This is a genomic window from Bacillus spongiae (genome assembly GCF_037120725.1).
Lineage (GTDB): Bacteria > Bacillota > Bacilli > Bacillales > Bacillaceae_K > Bacillus_CI > Bacillus_CI spongiae.
In genome coordinates this window covers 19055-42439 of the sequence record NZ_JBBAXC010000009.1, presented here as the reverse complement: position 1 = coordinate 42439, position 23385 = coordinate 19055, and the positions used below count along the sequence as shown (strand labels likewise).

Genomic DNA, 23385 nt, shown 5'->3' with positions numbered 1-23385 from the left:
AGTTTCGCTTGTCCAAATGAGTAGATCACTTATAGTATCGAGTCTATATGAGTGGTCTATTTTTTTATGACCAAAGCAAGTATGGCGACGACTAAGGTGATAATCGCCAAAATCAGGGATCCAAAACCGATTAAAACTTCAAGTGTTTCACTAGTTGTCAGCATCTACTACCACCCCCTTTATATCAGGGAATGAAATCTATATAAGCCTCGTTTATAGGTTGTACGATTAAATTATACCACTTTAAACAGAAAATAGGAACATACGTTCTTTATTTAGAGCTATTCGTCAATATTAAGCAATTAACAAAGGATCATTTCTATGGAAAAAAATGAAAATTGTTGAAGCCTTTTCACTTAAAGGCTTCATAACGAAAGTTCTAATCTTACTAGCCGAAAATAAACTATTTAGGTGAGATTCATATTTAGAGCTTCAGCCAACTTATTACGTCTGAAAAGGTGGTGTGATATGTGCCCTATAAAATTCAAATAAAAAGTTGTTTAAAAGAAGAGTTGTCCGTGTTAGATATTGGAGAATTCTGCTTTTGTATAGACACGAATGAGTTATTTATTGGTACAGATAAAGGGAACGAGTTATTGGCCAACAAGCGTGATATACCTTCCACTTTGATAATTGAGGAATCGGCTTCTAATGGATTTATTGTAGTGAACGGGGCAGAGCTCAAGGTTTTTGATGAAAAGGGATGGTTTGAACAGCTGGGAAGTAAAGCGGATAGAACGGAATTGGAGAATAAAGCTGAAGTGGTTCATACTCATAATTTGTCCGAAGTAAAGGATGTTGATATAAAGGCTAGGGAAGATGGATTTGCACTACTTTATGATAATAGTGAGGGGAAGTTTGTATCGAAGGCTTTACCAACGGAAAGTGGTGCCACTAGTTTAGGTGAACTTTTGGATGTCGATTTGACTACACCTTTACCAATAGATGATGACGTGCTGACTTTTAAGAATGGGATATGGAAAGCCAGTGCATTAACTGGTTCAGTAATAACTGAAAATTTCGTGAATGGAGAGTTAGTCGAATTACCCACAACTAGTCCCCCAGAAGAAGTGAATAATTTCGTCGTCACAACGATTACAAGAACGTCTTTAACCTTAAAGTGGTCACCAAGTTTATCGAGTAATGTCATGACTTATAATATTTATCATGACAATGTTTTAATTGATACATTAGAGTATATTCAACTTGAAAAAGTAGTAGACGACTTGTCCGTTTATACGGAGTATACATTTAGAATTACAACGGTTGATGACTATGGGAATGAGTCACCAGGCATTATCGTAAATGCTAGAACAGAAGGCTATAGTTTAAAGCTAGATGGATTACCAAACTCCTATTTAAAAACACCTATATTGGCCCATGACGAAGTGATTTTTGAGTTTAAAGTGCAGAAGAAGCCTAATGTTACAAATTATTATTTAGATTCAAGGCTGACGATGCCGAATAGTCACGTTCGGACAAATTCATCCGGAAATGACTCCGTTGGGGCATTTTATAACCGTGTGTATGTAGATGATGTAGAAGTGAATACGAGTTCTACTCCATGGATTCCAGAAGCAGTGTTTACAGAGGTAAGGCTAGTAGATGAATCTGGAAATAACTATATGGCTTCTACGACAATATTTGCCAATGCTCTTGGCCCAAGTGACATTTCGAAAGGAGAAATAAAGCGGATTAGGCTACTAAAAGAAGGAATCATTGTAGCAGACTATGATTTTGGAACAGGCACTTACGCTGACCAAAGTGGAAACGATAACACATTGCTGCATATTGCAGGTGTTTTTATTTAAGGAGGTGTGTGCATGGAAGGCGAAATTAGAAAATTGAAAGAACTAGATGATATTATCTATCCTATAACTCGAGCTTCAGCGGTTTATTTAAGTAAGGATACGACAGTTGAGCAGAAAACGAGAGAATTAGAACATTTAATTAAAAATAACTCTGGATTGAATTATTTATCTGATGTAAATGCAAGTTCTCCGGTAGAAGGGGACGTCTTAACTTATATAAGGGGAGAATGGAAGTCAAAGCCTTTAGGTGGAAATATGAATATTGAATTGGAAACCTGGGGCATTAGCCAAGGCTTTCCGACTAAACCATATTCAGAAGATGATTATCTTCAAGCATTTAACAATGTTGAGGCGATTAACGAGGCACTTAAATATGCAAAAGAAGCAGGATACTCTTCGGCTACGCTCCCAACAGGAGATTATTCCGTATGTTATCCTGAGCCGATAGAGTTACAAAGTCATTTAACACTAAATCTTGGCGGGGCTAGGTTGAAAGTAATGTATGACTCTGAAAATCGTTCCCCCTTCGATAGTTCATCGGACCCAGTCTATTTATTTGGTGGTAGCCTATTTGTTTTTTCTGGAGTAAAGAACGCTCATCTTACGAACGGAGAAGTGATAGGGGATATGTATGAGCGGAGCTTTGTTTCCTCTGGCGAAGTCGCAGTGGAACATACGAACGGTGTACAAATCAAAAACGGTTCGTCATTTTGCAGCGTATCCAGTTGTGAAGTTCATGGATTTGCTGGAGATTGTTTAACGTTTGTTTCAGGAGGAAGGGACAGGGGAGGCATGACAGTAGGGGCTACATCAGGGAGTATTAATGAACAGACTGGTGCACTCGAGCCTGCTCAAGATGCCAATTCAAATACTGTATACTCACCTGAGTTTATCATCGATCGTGAAAAACATTATAAGACCTTCTCTTTAGGAGGTCAGGGGTATAGTAGGAATACCACGTTAAACGATAAGTACGTTGATGTGTTTTTTTATGGAGAGGGAGATGTCTTTATAGGAGTATTAAAGGGAATGAAAGTTCAAACGCCGATTTCTATTCCAATAGAGGCAGAAAAGTTTAGAATGATGTTTTACGAGGAAACCGATGAAAATAAAGACTTTCAAATTTTTATTAACTGGGGATCAGATTGTCATCACAATGTCGTAGAATACAATGAATTTTACAACGGTCATCGTGGAGGGCTTCAACTAGGTGGTAGTTATAATATCATTCAACATAATATCATTCGAGATAGTGGAAAATTTACGAATACATTTTTAGACGGAATACCAGCATTTAATGATACAACGAGATATTTAATTAACCAAGAAGATTCATTCGGGGAGAATAGTATTATTCGGTATAATCACCTTTCTGGAGGCTTCCATGCCTTATTATTACGTTCTTGGTCCATTATGGTTGAAGGAAATGTCATTAATAATATTACAGCAAGTGCCCTTGTTCTCTACAGCATAGAATATGCCAGTATAAAGGGGAATTATATACAAAGTGGTGGTATTCATTTGAATGGATCTGGACTTCCAGGAAAAGTAATTATTGAGGGGAATTTCTTGCGAGAGGTTAATTTTTCGAATGTTGATTATTCTGTTATATGTGTCAATAACCATATTAGAGGCTCCATTGATACAGGAGATGCAGTTTTTGAGAATAATTGGATTTTCTTTAAGGATACAGCTCTTTCAATAAGCGGTAACAAGATTAATAAAAATTGTTTCTTAGCAGAAAAAGGTTTTGAAGCGATTAAGCCAGCGGCAAATATTTTTAAACTTTATGATGGTGAGGCGATTTTCTCAAATAATGATTTTTATAACGTAAAATTATTTTTAAATTTATCTGTAGGAAAAGTAAAGTTTAAGGACTGTTTATTTGTAAAATCAGAATTGTATACTTCTGTGTCCAGTATAGATTTCATGTTAGAGGTAGAAGATGGGAAGTCAATGGATTCTTATTTTAATATTAGGTCCTCGCCTATGAAGGATTCGTTCAAGTGTTTAATAAAAGGAATGCAGTTTTCAATTTCAGAGTCTTATGAACACGACGCCCTCATAAACATCCTTGTAACAACGTATAACAACGTTCAAAATGTATTTACCTTAACAATAAAAGATTGTCATTTTATCATTGAACAATCTGAACTAGCTCAAATAATTGAGTATAACTACCTTTATATTGATCAGTCTTCTGTTCACCTTCTAAATAATTCGTTTCAATATGTAGGAGATCAAGTTTTATATAGTAACTATTTTGATCATATTAATAGAGTGGCTTCTGCTGTTATTGCCGATAATAAGCTGGATAATATTGTTTTTCGTGATGATTTTTCGAATGTACAAAAATTTAGTTTTTTTGATCCAGATAAGAAAGGGTTGACTGAGCCGAACGAGGGTTATTTCAACAAAGGAGATATTTATTATAATGCCAATCCGGCTCCAGGAGGCTATATTGGGTGGGTTGCTTTGAATCAAGGCTATGCTAATCAGGTATCATGGATAGCTGAGATGAACTATGAGGTTGGGGATATAGTAAATTCGAATAATACTGTTTATTTATGTACGGTGGAAGGAACATCAGGCACTACCGGGCCAAATCATGATGCTGATCAAGGAACAGCAATAGACGGAACGGTAACTTGGAGCTATTTAGGTAACCTAGCGGTATTTAAATCATATGGACCGATTTCTTTATAGAGGGAAACGTTCATCCCAACAATTTGTTAGGAAGAGTGATGGGCATTAAAGCAAAGCAAAGGGAATGAGATAGAAATATGTTGAATATTGACGAATATTGTCTAGAAAATAAAGGTATTGTCAGTAGGCTTGCTATTTAGGTTTATTTCTGTTATTCTTAGAAAGAATTATTTTTGTTCGGTATATATGGGAAGAAAATGATACTTTTCGCCTGGATATCATTTAGAGCAAGAATAGTAATACATTGTGTGTAGAACACACTAGGAGGCAACAAACATGGAAAACGGTAAAGTAAAATGGTTTAATGCAGAAAAAGGATTCGGCTTCATCGAAGTTGAAGGTGGAGAAGACGTATTCGTACATTTCTCAGCTATCCAAGGCGAAGGTTTCAAGACTCTTGAAGAAGGTCAAGAAGTATCTTTCGACGTTGAGCAAGGAGCTCGTGGACCACAAGCTGCTAACGTAACTAAGAAGTAATAAACCATATTAGAAAAACAGACTCTTCTAGAGTCTGTTTTTTTAATTGGCGACCATTAAGAAAAACCGTGCAGCAAATGCTGCACGGTTTTTCATGTAGAATTGCTTTCTACTTTGATAAAGAAGTTGAAAATGTTTGTCATGTTAGCTAGTGATGACAAGAATGGGCTTTGAGTTTTGTTATGTCTTCTGGAAGTAGCCATCTGAAGAAAAATATACGGGTATTTTCGTTTTACTAATATAAGGACTGGGTTCAATGGATGGTGGTTGGCTCTCTCTTGAAACTCTTGAGGCATTTCCCTGCCATCTTTATGATATATCCTCCTCACTTAATGTCCACTTGGAGAGAGAAAAATGATCTTAAGCTTAGCTGTTAGCCTATGAATCACATTAGTTGATAATACGTCTATTTTTTAATCATCTACTAAATTAATCAAAGAATGAGTAACTACCTTTATTATACAAATTTATTTTTGTTGTATTCATACTCTCATAAAATTTGATTCCCATATATGTGAACTCTTTTTTTGAATTTACCTTTCAGTTACTTCTTTAGCACATAGTGTTCTTTAATCACGTTTTTAAAAAAATTCATTTAATGTTCATCATTGTATTTAATCATGATTTTCATTCCTGATAGGGGATAGAATTTATTGTCGAAATAGATCAAGGTTTGATGTTTTCGTGTTTTATGTGGAATAACACAAAGGATGACTATTTAATGGGAAAGAGGGGGAGTTGGACTGACAAGCATCTAGTCTTCAATTCACTATGAGATGATGATAAAAGAAAAAACAAGACTCTTATGATCTGTTTATGTTAAATGATAAATCTTAAAAATCGTATCTAACAAAAAATGTTAGACAATGTTATAGTATAACTGTAATTGAAACCTTCATGATGCTAGTTCTTATAAGGTAAAGAAGGGAAAAAATGAAGGAGGAATTTTTTTGAAACGTACAGCTGAAATTATTTTAAGTGTTATTGGTGTTATAATTAGTGCGTTGCTATCATTATTTGTTGGAGGCTTTACTGCTTTGTTCAGTAATGATAAGGTGCGCAGAGAAATGGAAGCAGAATTAGCAGCAAACCCTGATTTTGCAGCATCCGACATAGTTGTAGTTATGGATTTTATTGATTTAGCAACTAATGTAGGTTGGTTTGCTGTCGCAGGAGGGGTCATTGGAATAGTATTAGGTGCAGTAGCGATTTTCAGCTTGAAGGGAAATAAAAATCCAAAGCTAGCCGGAATTCTCTTGATTATTGCGGCAGTATTAGTTGGAGTGATGGCGTTCTTCTTCTTTGGTTGGATACCAGCTCTATTTTTCTTAATTGCAGGAATTGTGAGTTTAGTCCGTAAGTCTAGAAAGACTGAAGAAGTCATATAAAAAAGAAAATCACATACCATAACGGTATGTGGTTTTTTATTTTTGGGTTGTCTAATTCTAAAAAATACAATTTTTCGACAAAAATATGTCAAAAAATGTTTTTTAAAAAATTGTGAAATTTAAAATATGTGTTGCATACTAAACTAAGAATAGAGTAATATAGAACAAAATAATTCATTATAAAGAACAGCAATACCTTTTAATGGGAAATGCTCCATCTCTATACCTATAGCAAATATGAAGGTTTAATATGATTGAGACGAGAAAAATGATAGAGGGAAATCATTTGGCATTCTCTCTATAGAATGAGAATAGATTAAGTGATATATCCTTTTATATGATTTCTAAAAAGACATAAAGATTTATGATCAGCTCATTTTTCAAACTCACAATCGAGATACAGGGAGGGGAAGAGATATAGAATGGGGAAAAATGGAGAGAGAGAAATAGATATAAAAGAAATACTGGATATGTTAAAAAGGCGTCTTTGGATTATAGTGGTCATTACAATGGTTTTCACTTCGATAGGTTATTTTTATAGTACATTAAATAATACCACTCTTTACAAAGCTTCGACCCGTATCATTGTTAAGACTGATCCGGAAAACATGAAGACCATAATGGTTATGATTAAATCGCGTGAAGTATTGGAAAAAGTAAGTGAGGATTTGCAATTAAATCGTTCTGCTGGGACATTATCTAATCAATTAAATGTAAATGTCATAGATGGTTCACAAGTTGTTGAAATCGCTGCAATAGATGCCAATCCAGAGTTAGCCATTAATATCGTCAACACAACTGCACAAATTACAAAAGAAAAAATTAGTAGTATCTTAAATTTTGAAAACATTCAACTATTGGCACAGGCTGAATTTACCCTTCCAATTAGTTCAAATCCAAATCGAATGATTATCTTAGGATTTATTTTCGGTTTAATTGTAAGTATTGGTTTGGTCTTATTATTAAATTCGCTCGACAGTTCAATAAAAACAGAGATGGAAGTAGAGGAATGGCTAGGGTATCCCGTTTTAGGAACAGTATCAAAAATTCCAAGGAGCAAATTATCTAGAAGAAAAAGAAAAGGATTTAATATGAACTATAGGGGGGAGACCATTGGCTCTAAAGAATCGTAAGAAAATAGAAATTAATACAGGTAATTTAATTACAGATCATCACCCAGAATCGCTCATATCTGAACAATTTAAAGCAATACGAACAAATATCCAATTTTCCCCTAAGGGGGAAGGATGTAAAACGCTGTTAATTACATCGCCAGATAATTCAGAAGAAAAATTGACAACAACTGCTGTCAATCTAGCAATATCCATTGTTCAGGATAAAAAAAAAGTATTATTAATTGATGCTAATATAAAGCAACCATCACTTCACTCATTATTTTATCTATCGAATGAATTAGGGCTTACTGATGTTTTGTTAGGAAAATGTGATTTAGAACAAGCAATCCATCAAACGGAAATAGCGCGTCTTGAAGTAATGACAAGTGGACAGATTCCCTTTATTTCAACAGAGCTATTTGGGTTAAAGTCTTGGAAAACAATTATGGAAACAAAGCTTACACCTTACGATAAAATTATTATTAATGCTCCTTCTATTTTAAATAATACGGACACAAAACTATTAGCTAATCAATGCGATGGCGTGATCCTTATTCTTTCTCCCGGTAAAACAAAGCTCGAGAAAGCAATAGATGCGAAAAAAATCCTAAGCTTTGCTCATGCAAATGTTGTAGGGACAATTTTAAATCATCAATAAAAAATTTTAAATACTACGTTCACTTTAAAGAACTTTTATTTCTGTTGAATGAACCATTAGTGCTAGGTGATGTCTCCTTGCCTATACAAAAGGGGGTACTCGATCATGCTGTGGGTTTAAATAACCTTAGACGCTAGTCGTCGATAGTGTGGAGTGAGGAGGGGTTAGATGCCCTTTTATTCATGTTTTTATGTGTCAGATTTTCTTCACATGAAATCCTGGTACATAAGAACGTTGAATATGCTTAAGGAGATGATGAGTTAAAGGTTGATTTTAAACAGTATTCAATTAAATGATGGTCCTTTTTTAAAAAATTAAATTCATTATTAGAAAAAAGAATGGTATAAAGAGAGGCGGCGTATCATGACCTTCCGGCAAAGAGTATCCCTATTTATAGTAATTGATTCGAGCATTGTCTTAACGGCTATATTTCTTAGTAAAATGTTAGTGAGTTCTACATACCAAGTACTTACGCTTCCCATTTTCATTACGTCCCTTACGTTAATTGCCAGTCACCATCTATATTCACTATTATTTAAACTTTATAGAAAGGCTTGGCAATATGCTAGTATCGGGGAATTGTTAGTCATCTTAAAAATTGTTACTTATTCTATCTTATCGGTAGTTGTCATCCAACAAATCTTATTTCAAACCATTCATGTAAGACTTTATGCTGTAACATGGATGCTTCATTTATTGTTAATAGGGGGATCAAGATTTGTTTGGAGAATGTATAGGGACACGTTTATGTCAAATGACGACAATCGAAAAAAAACCTTAATAATTGGTGCTGGTTCAGCAGGAACTATGGTGGCAAGGCAGCTTTTAAATAATGAAGGAGACTTACATCCAGTTGCTTTCATTGATGACAGTGTTAAAAAACAAAAATTAGATATACTAGGGATACCTGTTGTTGGTGGGGTCGAATCAATAGAAAATGTTGTCACAAATTTAAATATTGAGCACATTATTATTGCCATTCCATCCTTAAGTAAGAAAGAATTAACAGTAATTTTTCAAGAATGTGCGAAAACGACCGTTAAAACGCAAACACTTCCGATGCTAGAACATCTTGTGACAGGGAAAGTTTCTGTTAATCAGTTCCGAGATGTACAAGTAGAGGATTTGTTAGGGAGGGATCCTGTCGAAATCGATATTACGAGAATTTCAGAATATATAACGGATAAAACGGTTCTTGTTTCTGGTGCAGGCGGGTCAATTGGTTCAGAAATCTCTCGACAAATTGCTAAATTTCACCCTAAGAAATTAATTTTACTTGGGCACGGAGAAAATAGCATATACTCTATTGAAATGGAATTAAAGGAAGCATTCGGTGATCAAGAGATTGAACTGATTCCAGTCATTGCAGACCTTCAGGATGAAAAGCGTATGCTTATAGTCATGAACGAATTTACACCGGATGTTGTATATCATGCAGCTGCTCATAAACATGTCCCGTTAATGGAACGAAACCCAGAAGAAGCGGTAAAGAATAATCTTATAGGTACAACAAATATTGCAAAAGCTTCAAGTTGGAGTGGGGTTAAAACATTCGTCATGATTTCGTCAGACAAAGCAGTGAACCCTACAAGTGTTATGGGGGCAACAAAAAGATTATCAGAAATGGTCATTCAAAGTATGGATCAGAGCAGCCAAACAAAGTTCGTTGCGGTACGGTTTGGAAATGTACTTGGAAGCAGAGGGAGTGTAATTCCTTTGTTCAAAAAGCAAATTGAGAAAGGTGGCCCTGTTACTGTTACTCATCCTGATATGGTTCGTTTCTTTATGACCATTCCAGAAGCGTCAAGACTTGTTATTCAAGCTGGAGCTCTTGCTAAAGGAGGAGAAATCTTTGTTTTAGACATGGGTGATCCGGTAAAGATTGTTGACCTAGCTAAAAATGTAATTAAGTTATCGGGTAATTCAATAGAAGAAATAGGGATAGAGTACACTGGTGTAAGACCAGGAGAAAAATTATATGAAGAACTTCTAGTAGATGAAGAAAAGCATGAGGAACAAATTTATCAAAATATCTATATAGGTAAAACAGCCAATCTCTATTTAGATGAAATTAATGAAATTATCAATACATTTTTAGAATTAGAGCGAGATACATTACGCAAGAAACTAGTGGAATTAGCAAATGCGAAGGACGTAAGAGTCGTTAAACCATCCATGTCTATTTCAAGTTAATGAGGTTTTCTTACAAAGTACTACTCAGTTATTCATTTCGTTTTAAATGTAGAATAATAATAAAAGGTGATAATGATGAGAAATTCGGTTTTATTCTGTGCGACGGTTGATTTCCATTTTAAAGCATTTCATTTACCTTATATGAAGTGGTTTAAAGAGCAAGGGTGGGAAGTTCATCTAGCAGCATCTGGTGACATGGAGCTCCCCTATGTTGATAAGAAGTACAACCTCTCGATTCAGCGATCGCCTTTTCGGGTGAAAAACATTCAAGCGTATTATGAGTTAAAAAAAATTATGAATGAACAGAACTATAAAATCATACATTGTCATACCCCAGTCGGAGGGGTGCTTGCACGTTTAGCAGCAAGAACAGCTCGAAAAAATGGCACGAAAGTTCTTTACACCGCTCATGGTTTTCACTTTTGTAAGGGAGCACCGATTATTAACTGGTTGGCTTACTATCCATTAGAGAAGATGTTAGCTTACTATACCGATTGTTTAATTACGATTAATGAGGAAGATTTTGCATTAGCTCAGCAAAAATTAAAGGCAAAGAAAATTGAGCATGTTCACGGGGTAGGAGTTAATCAGCACAAATTCAAGCCAGTATCAGAAGTGGAAAAAAATAAAATGAAAAAGTCATTTGGTTATAAACCAGATGACTTTTTGTTATTTTATGCAGCGGAATTTAATCGTAACAAAAACCAACAAGTGCTTATCCATGCATTAGCGCTTCTCAAGGAAGAGATTCCTAATATTAAATTACTACTAGCCGGTAAAGGAACATTACAAAAACAATGTGAGGAATTAGCTGAGTCATTAGGCGTGGGTCACTTAGTAGAATTTCTAGGTTATCAAGAAAATCTTCCATCGATTATGCCAATGTGTGATGTTGCAGTAGCATCGAGTCTTAGAGAAGGGTTACCTGTTAATGTTCTTGAAGCAATGGCAAGTGGATTGCCGGTGGTAGCGAGTGATAATCGTGGGCACCGAGAATTAGTGTTAAATAACCGAAATGGATGGGTACTCGATCCGGCCAATATAACAGAATGGTCAAATAAAATTAAGCTGCTCTATTTAAAAAAGGAAATAAGAGAACAATTTGGAATGAACGGCAGAAAAATGATAACAAGTAAATATAGTATAGACAAAATTCTTCATCAAAAAAGTACGATTTACAAGCATTATATGGATGGAACGGAGGTGAAGCAATGGGGAGTCCATTAAGAATTCTTCATGTAGTAGTAAATATGAATCGCGGTGGTGCGGAAACGTTAATAATGAACCTGTATCGGAATATAGATAGAACAAAGGTTCAATTTGATTTCTTAACTTGTAAAGAGGGAGTGTTTGATCAAGAAATCATTAAAATGGGGGGAAAGGTATATCGGGTACCATATGTGACTGATGTAGGTCACTTCGGGTATGTGAAAGCTTTAGATACCTTTTTTAAACAGCACACTTCTTATCGAGTTATTCACTCTCACATGGATAAAATGAGTGGTTTAGTATTAAAATCAGCCAAAAAAAATCATATTCCTGTGAGAATTGCCCATAGTCATAGTACTCAAAGTGAAGGGCGGATAGCACCAAGGCTGTATAAATGGATAATAGGGAAACAAATTCATTCGAATGCTACGAATCTATTTGCTTGTTCTAGGGCGGCTGGCTCTTGGTTGTTTGGTAGTAAGGGTAGAGATGTGAGTGTTATAAAAAATGGAATTGAATGTAATAAATTTTCGTTTTCCTCAAATATAAGGACTCAAATAAGAACGAATTTGAAAATTGGCGAATCTACTTTTGTGTTAGGACATGTCGGCAGGTTTAGCCAACCGAAAAATCATTTGTTTTTACTTAATATATTTAAGGAATTCACTTTGTCTCAACCTGACTCTATATTAGTACTAGCAGGAGATGGACCTTTAAAGAAGGTGATTAACGAAAAAGTAAGAGAGTTAGGGTTAGAGAATAAAGTGATGCTTCTAGGTGTAAGAGATGATATTCCGTCTTTATTACAAGCATTTGATCTTTTTGTTTTTCCCTCGTTATACGAAGGTCTGCCTCTTACGTTAATTGAAGCACAAGGTGCAGGGTTACCTTGTTATATTTCTGACACAATTACAAGCGAAGTAGACATGGGGATGCAGCTCATTCATTACATATCAATTGAAGATGAAAAAGCATGGGTACAAAAACTGATTCATGCATCCCAAAATCAAATACCAAGAGTATCGGCACTAGCAGCGTTAATTCATAATGGATACGATATCCAAAAAACAGCTGCCTCCACTGAGAAATCATATCTTTCCTTAGGAGGAGAAGTAATATGAAACAGCTTACCGTTTTTACACCAACATATAACCGGGCCTATTGTCTACATAAATGCTATGAAAGCCTAAAACAACAAACGAACAAAAATTTCATCTGGCTTATCATTGATGATGGTTCGACCGATAACACGAAGGATTTAGTGACAAAATGGGTGAATGAACAGGAAATACAAATTGTGTACCATTGGCAAGAAAATGTAGGAATGCATGGTGCACATAATACAGCATACGAACTTATTACGACTGAGTTAAATGTTTGTATTGATTCAGATGACTACATGCCGAGTGATGCGGTTGAAAAAATTCTCTCGTTTTGGAAAGAGTATGGAAGTTCTAAATTGAGTGGAATGATAGGGTTAGATGCAAATGTTAATGGTGACATTATTGGAACAAAATTACCAAAAAACAGAGAGGCGTCTACATTATTTGACTTATACAATGAACATGGAGTAAAAGGCGATAAGAAGCTTGTATACCGAACGGAGTTAACCAAAAAATATCCTTACCCTATTTTTATGAATGAAAAATATGTTGGTCTTGCCTATAAATACTATATGTTAGATAAAGAATATGAACTGTTGTTAATGAATGAAGTCCTTTGTTGCGTAGAATATTTACCAGATGGCTCCTCTTTAAACATGTTGCAACAATATAAAAAGAACCCTAAAGGATTTTCCTTCTATCGTAAAGAATTGATGAAACTCCCTTTTGCTAGTATGTCGTATAAATTTAGGCAAGCCATCCACTATGTCTCTAGTAGTCTATTAAGTAGAAATTGGTCTTTTCTTAATGAAACTCCAAATAAGGCATTAACCATCATGGCACTACCAATAGGATTTCTCTTATATTTGTATATTTCAACGAAAACCAGAACGGCTACTAGGTAGTATGCCCCCTATTTTGGAGTGATTTTATGACAATATTATGGTTTAATCTTTTTTTTGTGTATATTTTTTCTATGTTTGCCAGAGTAGCAGCAACAACTCAAACAACTATAAATGCTACTGTTTCAAATAGACCGAATAAGCTCTTCTTTTTATTTGCCTTATTGCCTCTTATTATTGTCTCAGGTCTAAGGAGTGGTATTGGAGATACTTACTTTTATAAACATGCATATATGATTAATGATTTCACAGTAGATTTTGTTTTAGAGCAAAAAGATATTGGTTTTGCTGTCTTACAAATGCTCTTAAAAAATTATGTATCTGAGGATCCGCAAATCATGGTATTCACTGCGGCACTCTTGACCAATACACTTATTTTTCTCGTCTTTTATAAGTATTCAAATAAGATTGAGTTAAGTGCCTATGTTTATATTACAGGGGGACTATTTCTTGTTTCAATGAATGGAATCCGTCAATTACTTGCAGCTGCCATTACATTTACTGCAACGAAATATTTAATTGAAGGAAATTTTTTTAAGTACAGCCTCATTATTATAATTGCCTCTTTGTTTCATTTAAGTGCATTAATATTGCTGCCAATCTATTTTTTAGTAAGAACAAAAGCTTGGTCTAAGTCTACAATAATACTCATTTTCTCTGCACTTATTATCGTAATTGGATTTGATCAATTTTCTTCTCTCTTATTTTCAGCCATCCAAGATACTCAGTACGGGCATTATAAAAGCTTTGCTGAAGGAGGGGCAAATGTTATTCGTGTAGCAGTTGAAATGGTCCCACTAGGGATTGCGTTTCTTGGAAGAGAAAGGTTGAAAGAAATAATGCCCCATAGTAATATTATAGTTAATATGGCACTTCTTGGTTTTGTATTCATGCTCATTTCAACGCAAAACTGGATTTTTGCCAGGTTTTCATTCTATTTTAGTTTATATCAATTAATTCTTATTTCTTGGATTATTCTACTATTTAAGAAAAATAACCAGCCGCTTGTTTATTTCGGACTGATCACTTGCTATTTTCTCTATTATTATTATGAAAATGTGATTAGTTTAGCTATTTTATATTATAGTGATTATTTAGTTTGGTAGTACATCAAGTAGAGGAGGAAAAAGATGACTATTCTTGTTACAGGAGGAGCAGGGTATATTGGAACACATACTTGCATTGAATTAATAAAAGCTGGCTATGACATCGTTGTCGTAGACAATTTTTCGAATAGTAAACCGGAAGCGCTAGAAAGAGTATGTGAAATAACAGGCCATAATATCATTTCCTACAAAACCGATATACAAAATAAGCAAGAGTTAGAAAAAATATTTAGCCAACACAACATTGAAGCTGTCATTCATTTTGCAGGCTTAAAGGCGGTAGGTGAATCGGTTCAATTACCTTTGACTTATTATCAAACAAACATAATGAGTACGTTGACATTATGTGAAGTAATGAAAAAATACGATGTGAAAAATTTAGTATTCAGTTCATCCGCAACTGTCTACGGGGCAACAGACCAAGTTCCAATACTGGAAGAGAGCCCACTTAACCCGGTGAATCCGTATGGTAGAACAAAACATATGATCGAAGAAGTATTGCGTGATTTAGTAAAGTCAGATAATAACTGGAGCATTGCACTATTACGGTATTTTAACCCAGTAGGAGCGCATGAAAGTGGAGAAATCGGAGAAGATCCAACTGGAATTCCTAATAATCTTATGCCTTATATTTCTCAAGTAGCGGTTGGAAAACTTGAGAGTCTTCAAGTATTTGGAGCAGATTATAAAACAGTTGATGGAACGGGTGTAAGAGATTATATTCATGTTGTTGATTTAGCTCAAGGGCATATAAAAGCACTTGAGAAAATAATAGACACTAATGGGATAGAGGCGTATAACTTAGGAACGGGAAATGGATATAGTGTTCTTCAAGTAATATCCGCTTTTGAAAAAGTGAGTGGTATAAAGATTCCTTATTCAATTGGAGAAAGGCGTCCTGGAGATGCAGCATTATGCTATGCAGATGTAAGTAAAGCAAAGGAAGACCTTAAGTGGGGGGCAAGGAAAGGGATAGAGGATATGTGCCAAGATTCATGGAGATGGCAAAGGAAATATCCAAATGGTTATTCACAGAAATCAATAAAAATATATAGCAACTAATAATAACGGGTGCCAAAGCAAAGTGGCAGCTGTTTTTTTATGTTCAATATATGTGAGGTTGGGACTATGAATGGTTTAGAAAAATTAACAGAAAAAAACTTTCAAGATTTGTTAATCAAATTTTATGAAAAAGGAACCCAAGCAGAAAATGTTGATACACGAGGTTTTTTAAATGAAATGGAAAAAATGATTTTAATGACTTTTTCAGTGGATGAATAGGAGGTTTTTTTTTGAGGAAGCGCTTATTAGACGTATTCGTTGCATTACTAGGTTTACTTCTTTTCTCTCCATTTTTTATTCCTATTGCAATCGTACTAAAGAGAGAGATGGGCTCACCAATATTTTTTTTACAAGAACGACCAGGAAAAGACGGGAAAGCTTTTATACTCTATAAGTTTAGAACGATGCTTTCTAAAAAAGGAGATAGCGGTCTAGAGCTGTCTGATGAAGAGCGTTTAACGCCAGTGGGACGGTTTTTAAGGAAGTACAGTATCGATGAAGTTCCTCAACTAATAAATGTTCTAAAAGGAGAAATGAGCTTAGTCGGACCGAGGCCCTTATTAATGGAATATCTTCCTTTATATACGAAGGAGCAAAGGTTAAGACATGAGGTTAAGCCTGGAATCACAGGATGGGCACAAGTAAACGGAAGAAACGCTATTACGTGGGAGCAAAAATTCGAGTTAGACACATGGTATGTTAAAAAACAAAGTTTTCTTCTCGATATAAAAATTCTCGCCATGACCCTTCAAAAGGTAATAAAAAGAGAAGGAATTAATCAAGCAGGGCATGCAACGACGGAAAAATTTAAAGGCTCGAAAGAAGTGGTCTAATATGAAGGTCATTATTATTGGTGATGGGGGCCATAGTCAAGTCATACAAGAAATGGTGATTAGACAAGGCCATGCCATTATTGCGCTGTTAGATGATAAATATGAAAATGAACAAATCGTTGATGGAAAAATAATAGCTCCTATTTCATATTATAAACAGTTACTGGACGGGAATGTAAAGGTCGTGGTCGCTGTAGGGAACAATGAAACTAGAAAGAAAATTGTGCGAAGATTACAACTATCAGACGAGTTCTTTTTAACGGTCGTTGATCCGACAGCTTTCGTTAGTAGCACTGCCTTAATCGGTTATGGAACCGTTGTAATGCCGAATGTGGTGATTAATGCAAATAGTGTGATAAAGAATCATTGTATTGTTAACTCGGGCGCCGTGGTTGAGCATGATTGTCGAATAGAGGGTTTTGTACATATATCACCTAAGGCAACATTAACAGGGAATGTATCAATAGGAGAAGGTGTACATGTTGGGGCGAATGCTACGATTATTCCAAGTATTAAAGTGTTAGAATGGTCAATCATTGGCGCTGGTACAACCGTTATCGATACGATTCCTCCATATTGTACAGCTGTTGGAAATCCAGCAAGATTAACCACAAAATTATAGAAGGAAAGGAATTTTACTAGTGGAAAAATCAAGGATTTACCTTTCTCCTCCTCATATGAGTGGAAGGGAGCAAAAGTATATCAATGAAGCATTTTCTACCAATTGGATAGCTCCTTTAGGTCCAAATGTAGATGCTTTTGAAGCAGAATTCAGCTCATATGTAGGAGTGAAAGGTGCTGTAGCCGTTTCTTCCGGAACAGCTGCTATTCATTTAGCACTTTCAATATTAGGAGTAACAAACGGTGATACGGTTTTCTGTTCAACCTTTACGTTTGTGGCAAGCGCTAACCCCATTGTCTACCAAGGAGCTGAACCTGTTTTTATTGATTCTGAACCAGATACTTGGAATATGTCACCACAAGCTTTACGAAGAGCATTGCAAGAAGCGGAACGACAGCAAAAGTTACCGAAGGCGGTCATCATTGTCCATTTGTATGGTCAGAGTGCCAAAATGGATGAGCTCTTATCCATATGTAAACAATATGAGATTCCAGTTATTGAGGATTCTGCTGAGTCCCTTGGCTCCTTATATAAAGGAAAAGCAAGCGGAACCTTTGGCCAATTTGGCATATATTCCTTCAATGGAAATAAAATTATTACTACTTCAGGAGGAGGAATGTTGGTATCAGATGATGAGGCTTTGCTGAGAAAAGCAAGGTTTTTAGCCACACAAGCGAAGGATCCAGCTGTTCATTACCAGCATAGTGAAATTGGGTACAATTATCGTTTAAGCAACCTTCTTGCTGGAGTTGGAAGGGGTCAGCTAGAAGTCATCGAAGACCGGGTAAAGGAAAAGAGAGACGTATTTGAACGATATGAAAACGCATTGTCCCACTTTGCTACTCTTTCCTTTATGCAAGAGTTGGAAGGAACCTACTCGAATCGCTGGTTAACGACTCTTACTGTTGCTAAAAATAAGGCGGGGATCACTCCTTCCTATTTAATCGAGGTGTTTGGAAGAGAAAACATAGAAGCGCGTCCAGTATGGAAACCTCTACATATGCAGCCACTATTTAAAAACTGTTCTTATTACCCACATGGAGAGAATGAGCATGTGGCGGAGGAATTATTTCAGACCGGGCTTTGTTTACCATCTGGCTCAAACTTATCAAACGAAGAACAAAATCGTGTGATTCAATGTTTAGAAGAAAGTTTGTCACTGCCGGTAATGGCCTAATGAAACGATTGATGACATGCTCGTTGAATATTAAGTGAAAGGAGGGTGGCCACAATTATGACTGAACCCACAAGAATTCTTCATGTGGTCGGTGCAATGAATAGAGCAGGAACTGAAACGATGTTAATGAATCTTTACAGAAAGATTGACCGAAAACACATTCAATTTGATTTTATTTCTTTTAGTCAACAGGATGCTCACTATGATAGTGAAATTAAAAAAATGGGTGGGAGAGTCATAAAGTTAGAAAACCCTCAATCGGTGAAAGAATTGTATCATGCAATTAAAACCTTTGGCCCATATCAAGCTGTGCACTCCCATACTTTGTTTCATTGTGGAATGGCTTCATGCGCGGCGTGGTTAGCTGGAGTAAAGATTAGAATCTCTCACGCCCACACTACAGCTGATAAAAGTGATTCTTTTCTCAGAAAGCTCTATCAATTTTCAATGAGTGTAATGATTAAACGATTTTCTACTAATTTATTGGCATGTAGCAAAGAAGCGGCAACGTTCTTATTTGGCTCTAACTATAAATCCAATAAACACTATGCTTACTTTCCGAATGTAATTGATTATACGGACTTTATAAGTCAACCTCGTCAAAAAGTAATGGAGTTTAAGATGAGAGAGGGACTTGGGAATTCACTAGTTATTGGTCATATTGGTAGGTTTATTGGAGCGAAAAATCATGAATTTCTTATAGAAATCATGAAAAGTTTAGTAGAAAAAGAACCTTCTATTAAATTGCTATTAGTTGGTGATGGTGACTTAAAGCATAAAATCTTAGAAAAAGTACAACAAGAAGGAATGGGTGACCGTGTTCACTTCATGGGAATTAGAGAAGATATTGCGACAATCTTACATTGTATGGAGGTTTTTGTATTTCCATCAAAATATGAAGGATTGGGCCTTGTCTTATTAGAAGCTCAAGCATGTGGAATCCCTTGCATTGTTTCGGAGGCCATTCAACCTGAAGCGGATATAGGCTTAGGTTTAATAACTCAAGTGAACTTGGATGAAGGAGCTAGCACTTGGGCAGATGAGATATTAAATAACGCTGGAAATAAAGAACAAGATTCTACGTTTATTGCAGACCATTTTGAAAAACATCAATATTCACCGAGCAAAGGAATAGAAAAACTTATGTCTCTGTATCATCTTAATAATGGAGGAACATATGAAGAAAGTATTAATCGCTTCGTTTGACATGGAAGTAGGAGGGGTTGAACGAAGTTTAATTAGCATGCTAAAGAATTTCGACTATAAGCAATATGACGTCGACCTTATGCTCTATAGTCATACAGGTGAATTTATGAATTTACTCCCTTCAGAGCCTAATCTACTTCCAGAAATATTCGCATATAAGACCTTTCGTATGCCGATTTCTCAAATCGTTCGGAAGGGAAATGTATTAATAGGAATAACTAGAATGTTAGCGAAAGTAAAAGCAAGTCTTTCTTCGTCAGCTGAAAATGGACATGTGCAAATGCAGTATATGTGGAAATATTCAATGCCTCTACTACCTAAGATGAAGCAACAATATGATATGGCAATCAGTTACCTTTGGCCACATAATTTTGTTGCTGAAAAAGTAAGCGCGGACATTAAAATTGCTTGGATTCACACAGATTTTTCGACGATTGATACAAATATCGAAATGGATGTAGAAGTGTGGAACAAGTATCATTATATCGTTGCAGTTTCAGAGGAATGTAAAAATGCATTTATCAAAAAATACCCATCACTTTCAAAAAACGTTATGGTCATTGAAAATATAACAGCACCAGAATTTGTGAGAATTTTATCTGAGGAAAATGTAAAGAATCCAATGATTGTTGATCCCCGATTTAAAATCATTACCGTCGCGCGTTTATCTCATGCAAAAGGGATTGACCATGCAGTGAAAGCATTAAAGGTTTTACACGACAGGGGATATAATGACATTGCTTGGTACATTGTTGGGTATGGTGGGGACGAAAAATTAATAAGGGAATTGATAGCTGAAAATGATCTTGTTGATTCTTTTGTGTTGCTTGGTAAAAAAGTGAATCCTTACCCATATATGAAGGCAGCGGATTTATATGTTCAACCATCTCGTTATGAAGGCAAGGCTGTAACGGTTGGAGAAGCTCAGATTCTTTCAAAGCCAGTATTAATTACGAACTATGCGACTGCGCAAAGTCAAGTTCGAAGTGGGGAAGACGGAATGATATGCCCTTTATCGGTTAAGGGTCTTGCAGATGGAATTGAGGAACTTTATAAAACAAGTGGTCTAAGGGAAGAGTTAGTTCGTAACTGTCAACGAATAGATTACACCAATGTTTTAGAACTCAAAAAGTTATATGAGCTGGTAGAGAGGAGGGAACCATTGCATTGAATAATTTAATGGTGAGCGTTGTGGTTCCTATATATAAAGTAGAAAAGTACATTCATAGGTGTATAAATAGTTTAATAAATCAATCGTATAAACAGTTAGAAATTATTCTCGTAAATGACGGTTCACCCGATAATTGTGGAGAAATTGTGGATGAATATGCAAGAAAAGATGAGCGGATAAAAGCGCTACATAAACAGAACGGCGGATTATCAGATGCTCGCAATTACGGAATGAAGTATGTCACGGGGGGTTATACGATATTTGTCGATAGTGATGACTGGTTAGAAGAGAAGATGATAGAAGAGTTAGTACGATGTAGTCATGAACTAAAAGCTGATTTAGTCCAATCGGCTTTTTATTATTCTTATGAAGATGCTCTTTTATTCGATAACAGAAACTATTCTATAACTAGTGATCCTTTAATTATGAATAATAAGGAAGCGATGCTTGAATTAGTGAAAAATGAAAAAGTGAAAAACTTTGCATGGGGAAAGTTATACAAAACGGAAATGATTAAAGACCTTTCATTCAAAAAAGGAGTATTGTTTGAGGATGTTTTTTGGGCACATAAAGTGATCAAACGAGTAAATAAGTTAGTGTTGATTCAGAAACCGTTATATCACTATTTTCAACGAAGCGATAGCATTGTTTCTACATATTCTTTACGTAATCTAGATATGATAGAAGGGTTAAAAGAACGATTACAATTTATTGAAATGCATTACCCTGAATTGTTAAACGAGTCATATAAACAATTACTCAAATCACATTTAATTCATTACAACCTCCTATTGGTTAATCGAAAAAAAGATAAACGAGGAGAAAAGAGAAGGGAAATACGTCGTTATATAGAGGATCATGATACACATTTTCAACAAGCTGTTAAGACAGATGAAGAATTAAAAAAGCAGTTAACTCTTTTTTTAACGCATCCATTCATACATCTTTTGTTTCTTGGATGGAAAAAAGGATTAAGGTTAATGAAGTTCTCTCCTATCCCTAAAGGGCTAGAAGTCGTGGATGTAAGAAGCTCAAAGGAGGATGTGATAAATGACTAGTTTCTATACAAAAATAAAACATAAGGTCGTTCTTCTTATCGTCCATTTATTTAATCTATTACCCGTTCAAAATAATAAAATTTTTCTTTTTAGCTACTATGGTTCCCAATTTGGATGCAATCCAAAATATATAACAGATTATATTATTAACAATGAACCTGACGGTAAGTTTGATATAGTATGGGCTTTTAATGATTTGGAATCAAGGAAGCATTTAGAATCGTTTAGAAAAGTAAAGGTGATGTCCCTTAAATACTTTTATGAACTTTGCACCTCCAAAGTGGTTATTACTAACTTTAGAACAACAGAGTATTTTGTGAAGAGAAAAAATCAGTATTATATTCAAACGTGGCACAGTTCTCTCCGCCTAAAGCAAATCGAAAAGGATGCAGAAAGCTCATTACCAGCTCATTATCTACAAATGGCTAAAAAAGATTCTCAAAAATGTGATTTATTACTTTCAGGATGTAAATACAGTTCGACAATTTTTAAACGTGCCTTTTGGTATCAAGGAGAAATATTTGAACATGGCATACCACGAAATGATGTGTTATTTCAAAACGATGAAAACAAGAGGGAAGAAGTACTAAAAAAGCTCAATATTAAAAAGAATACCAAAATCGTGCTCTATGCACCAACGTTTAGAAAAGATCATAATGATCATGTTTATAATGTAGATTACAGCAAGGTAGTAGATTCGTTAAGTAGAAAGTTTGGCGGGAAATGGAAAGTTTTAGTCAAATTACACCCACATTTATTAGCTCAATCGAAACATCTGCTAAATGGACAAGAAGTAATGGATGTTACAAAATATGATGATATTCAAGAACTATTACTTGTTGCAGATGTGTTAATTTCAGATTATTCTTCTTTAATTTTTGATTATGCTATTACGAATCGTCCGTGCTTTTTGTTTATTCCTGATGTGGTGGAATATATTAAGAAGGAAAGAAACTTATATTTTGAGATTGATAAGCTTCCGTTTATTAGTGGGAAAAGTAATACCGAATTGATTGATCAAATAGACAATTTTAACTCAGAGGATTATTTGTTGAACTTAAGAAGTTTTTTAAAAGGAATTGAATCCTATGAAAATGGAGTAGCAGCTGAAAAACTATTAGAGAAAATTGATACGATTTGCTTTGGTGAGAAAAGGAGAGGATTGGATGAAGCCGTATAAATTAGGATATACAACAGGGGTTTTTGATTTATTTCATGTAGGTCATTTAAACATATTAAAAAAAGCAAAAGAACAATGTGAACTTCTCATTGTGGGAGTCAGTACAGATGAGTTAGTCATGAAATATAAGAATAAATATCCAGTCATATCACATGAAGACCGGATGACCATTTTAGAAGGAATTAAATACGTAGATATGGTCGTACCACAAATGAATAGAGACAAGTTTTCAGCTTGGGAGCATTACCAATTCGATGTCATGTTTGTAGGAGATGATTGGAAGGGTAATGCTCTTTTTAATGAACTAGAGGATAAGTTTCATCATGTCGGAGTTGATATCGTTTACTTTCCGTATACAGCAGGCGTCTCGTCGACAAAATTAAAGCAAAAAATGATAAAAGTTTAAAC

Annotated in this window: 22 protein-coding genes; 21 read left to right on the top strand and 1 reads right to left on the bottom strand. The window is 35.2% G+C overall.

Annotation, left to right across the window (positions count from 1 at the left end; all coding sequences use genetic code 11):
• Positions 1–56 precede the first annotated feature (56 nt).
• Positions 57–164, bottom strand: coding sequence for a putative holin-like toxin (locus WAK64_RS22435; RefSeq protein ID WP_419465937.1), 108 nt, complete (start codon positions 162–164; stop codon positions 57–59).
• A 306-nt stretch (positions 165–470) separates the two neighbouring features.
• Here WAK64_RS22435 and WAK64_RS11895 point away from each other — a divergent pair, with 306 nt between their 5' ends.
• From WAK64_RS11895 to WAK64_RS11795, 21 genes are all read left to right on the top strand, one after another.
• Entirely contained in the window at positions 471–1811 is a 1341-nt protein-coding gene (locus WAK64_RS11895) for a fibronectin type III domain-containing protein (protein WP_336587200.1), read from the top strand.
• 12 nt (positions 1812–1823) lie between these two features.
• Positions 1824–4517 carry a right-handed parallel beta-helix repeat-containing protein gene (locus tag WAK64_RS11890; protein ID WP_336587199.1) on the top strand — a complete coding sequence of 898 codons (2694 nt, stop codon included), beginning with the start codon at positions 1824–1826 and terminating at the stop codon, positions 4515–4517.
• Positions 4518–4793: 276 nt separating this feature from the next.
• Positions 4794–4994: a cold-shock protein gene (locus WAK64_RS11885; protein WP_336587198.1), complete on the top strand. Its 201-nt coding sequence runs from the start codon at positions 4794–4796 to the stop codon at positions 4992–4994.
• Between the two features lie 950 nt (positions 4995–5944).
• Positions 5945–6382 (top strand): DUF4064 domain-containing protein, encoded by a 438-nt coding sequence (locus tag WAK64_RS11880; RefSeq protein WP_336587197.1) that lies wholly within the window; start codon positions 5945–5947, stop codon positions 6380–6382.
• Positions 6383–6804: 422 nt separating this feature from the next.
• The gene (locus WAK64_RS11875) at positions 6805–7515 is read left to right on the top strand and encodes a YveK family protein (RefSeq protein WP_336587196.1); all 711 of its coding nucleotides are present in this window, start codon (positions 6805–6807) and stop codon (positions 7513–7515) included.
• Positions 7496–8155 (top strand): CpsD/CapB family tyrosine-protein kinase, encoded by a 660-nt coding sequence (locus WAK64_RS11870; RefSeq protein WP_336587195.1) that lies wholly within the window; start codon positions 7496–7498, stop codon positions 8153–8155. Before WAK64_RS11875 ends, WAK64_RS11870 begins: the two co-directional genes overlap by 20 nt.
• Before the next feature lie 363 nt (positions 8156–8518).
• Positions 8519–10348 carry a polysaccharide biosynthesis protein gene (locus WAK64_RS11865; RefSeq protein ID WP_336587194.1) on the top strand — a complete coding sequence of 610 codons (1830 nt, stop codon included), beginning with the start codon at positions 8519–8521 and terminating at the stop codon, positions 10346–10348.
• A gap of 72 nt (positions 10349–10420) precedes the next feature.
• Positions 10421–11575, top strand: coding sequence for a glycosyltransferase family 4 protein (locus WAK64_RS11860; protein ID WP_336587193.1), 1155 nt, complete (start codon positions 10421–10423; stop codon positions 11573–11575).
• The gene (locus WAK64_RS11855; RefSeq protein WP_336587192.1) at positions 11560–12678 is read left to right on the top strand and encodes a glycosyltransferase family 1 protein; all 1119 of its coding nucleotides are present in this window, start codon (positions 11560–11562) and stop codon (positions 12676–12678) included. The genes WAK64_RS11860 and WAK64_RS11855 overlap by 16 nt, the downstream gene beginning before the upstream one ends.
• Entirely contained in the window at positions 12675–13565 is an 891-nt protein-coding gene (locus tag WAK64_RS11850; protein WP_336587191.1) for a glycosyltransferase family 2 protein, read from the top strand. The genes WAK64_RS11855 and WAK64_RS11850 overlap by 4 nt, the downstream gene beginning before the upstream one ends.
• 26 nt (positions 13566–13591) lie before the next feature.
• Complete coding sequence (locus tag WAK64_RS11845; protein WP_336587190.1) at positions 13592–14668, top strand: EpsG family protein; 1077 nt, start codon at positions 13592–13594, stop codon at positions 14666–14668.
• A gap of 24 nt (positions 14669–14692) precedes the next feature.
• Positions 14693–15730, top strand: a complete 1038-nt coding sequence (gene galE / locus WAK64_RS11840) for a UDP-glucose 4-epimerase GalE (protein ID WP_336587189.1) — start codon at positions 14693–14695, stop codon at positions 15728–15730.
• A gap of 66 nt (positions 15731–15796) precedes the next feature.
• Positions 15797–15949, top strand: coding sequence for a YwzD family small protein (locus WAK64_RS11835; RefSeq protein ID WP_336587188.1), 153 nt, complete (start codon positions 15797–15799; stop codon positions 15947–15949).
• 11 nt (positions 15950–15960) lie between these two features.
• The gene (locus WAK64_RS11830) at positions 15961–16563 is read left to right on the top strand and encodes a sugar transferase (protein ID WP_336587187.1); all 603 of its coding nucleotides are present in this window, start codon (positions 15961–15963) and stop codon (positions 16561–16563) included.
• Between the two features lies 1 nt (position 16564).
• Positions 16565–17185, top strand: coding sequence for an acetyltransferase (locus WAK64_RS11825; protein ID WP_336587186.1), 621 nt, complete (start codon positions 16565–16567; stop codon positions 17183–17185).
• A 55-nt stretch (positions 17186–17240) separates the two neighbouring features.
• Positions 17241–18362: an aminotransferase class I/II-fold pyridoxal phosphate-dependent enzyme gene (locus WAK64_RS11820; protein ID WP_336587339.1), complete on the top strand. Its 1122-nt coding sequence runs from the start codon at positions 17241–17243 to the stop codon at positions 18360–18362.
• Between the two features lie 57 nt (positions 18363–18419).
• Entirely contained in the window at positions 18420–19568 is a 1149-nt protein-coding gene (locus tag WAK64_RS11815) for a glycosyltransferase family 1 protein (RefSeq protein ID WP_336587185.1), read from the top strand.
• A complete protein-coding gene (locus WAK64_RS11810) occupies positions 19540–20739 on the top strand; it encodes a glycosyltransferase (protein WP_336587184.1) in 1200 nt (399 codons plus the stop codon). The genes WAK64_RS11815 and WAK64_RS11810 overlap by 29 nt, the downstream gene beginning before the upstream one ends.
• Positions 20736–21797 carry a glycosyltransferase family 2 protein gene (locus WAK64_RS11805; RefSeq protein ID WP_336587183.1) on the top strand — a complete coding sequence of 354 codons (1062 nt, stop codon included), beginning with the start codon at positions 20736–20738 and terminating at the stop codon, positions 21795–21797. Before WAK64_RS11810 ends, WAK64_RS11805 begins: the two co-directional genes overlap by 4 nt.
• Positions 21790–22977, top strand: coding sequence for a CDP-glycerol glycerophosphotransferase family protein (locus tag WAK64_RS11800; protein ID WP_336587182.1), 1188 nt, complete (start codon positions 21790–21792; stop codon positions 22975–22977). Before WAK64_RS11805 ends, WAK64_RS11800 begins: the two co-directional genes overlap by 8 nt.
• On the top strand, positions 22964–23383 hold the full coding sequence (locus WAK64_RS11795) for an FAD synthase family protein (protein WP_336587181.1): 420 nt from the start codon (positions 22964–22966) through the stop codon (positions 23381–23383). Before WAK64_RS11800 ends, WAK64_RS11795 begins: the two co-directional genes overlap by 14 nt.
• Positions 23384–23385 lie beyond the last annotated feature (2 nt).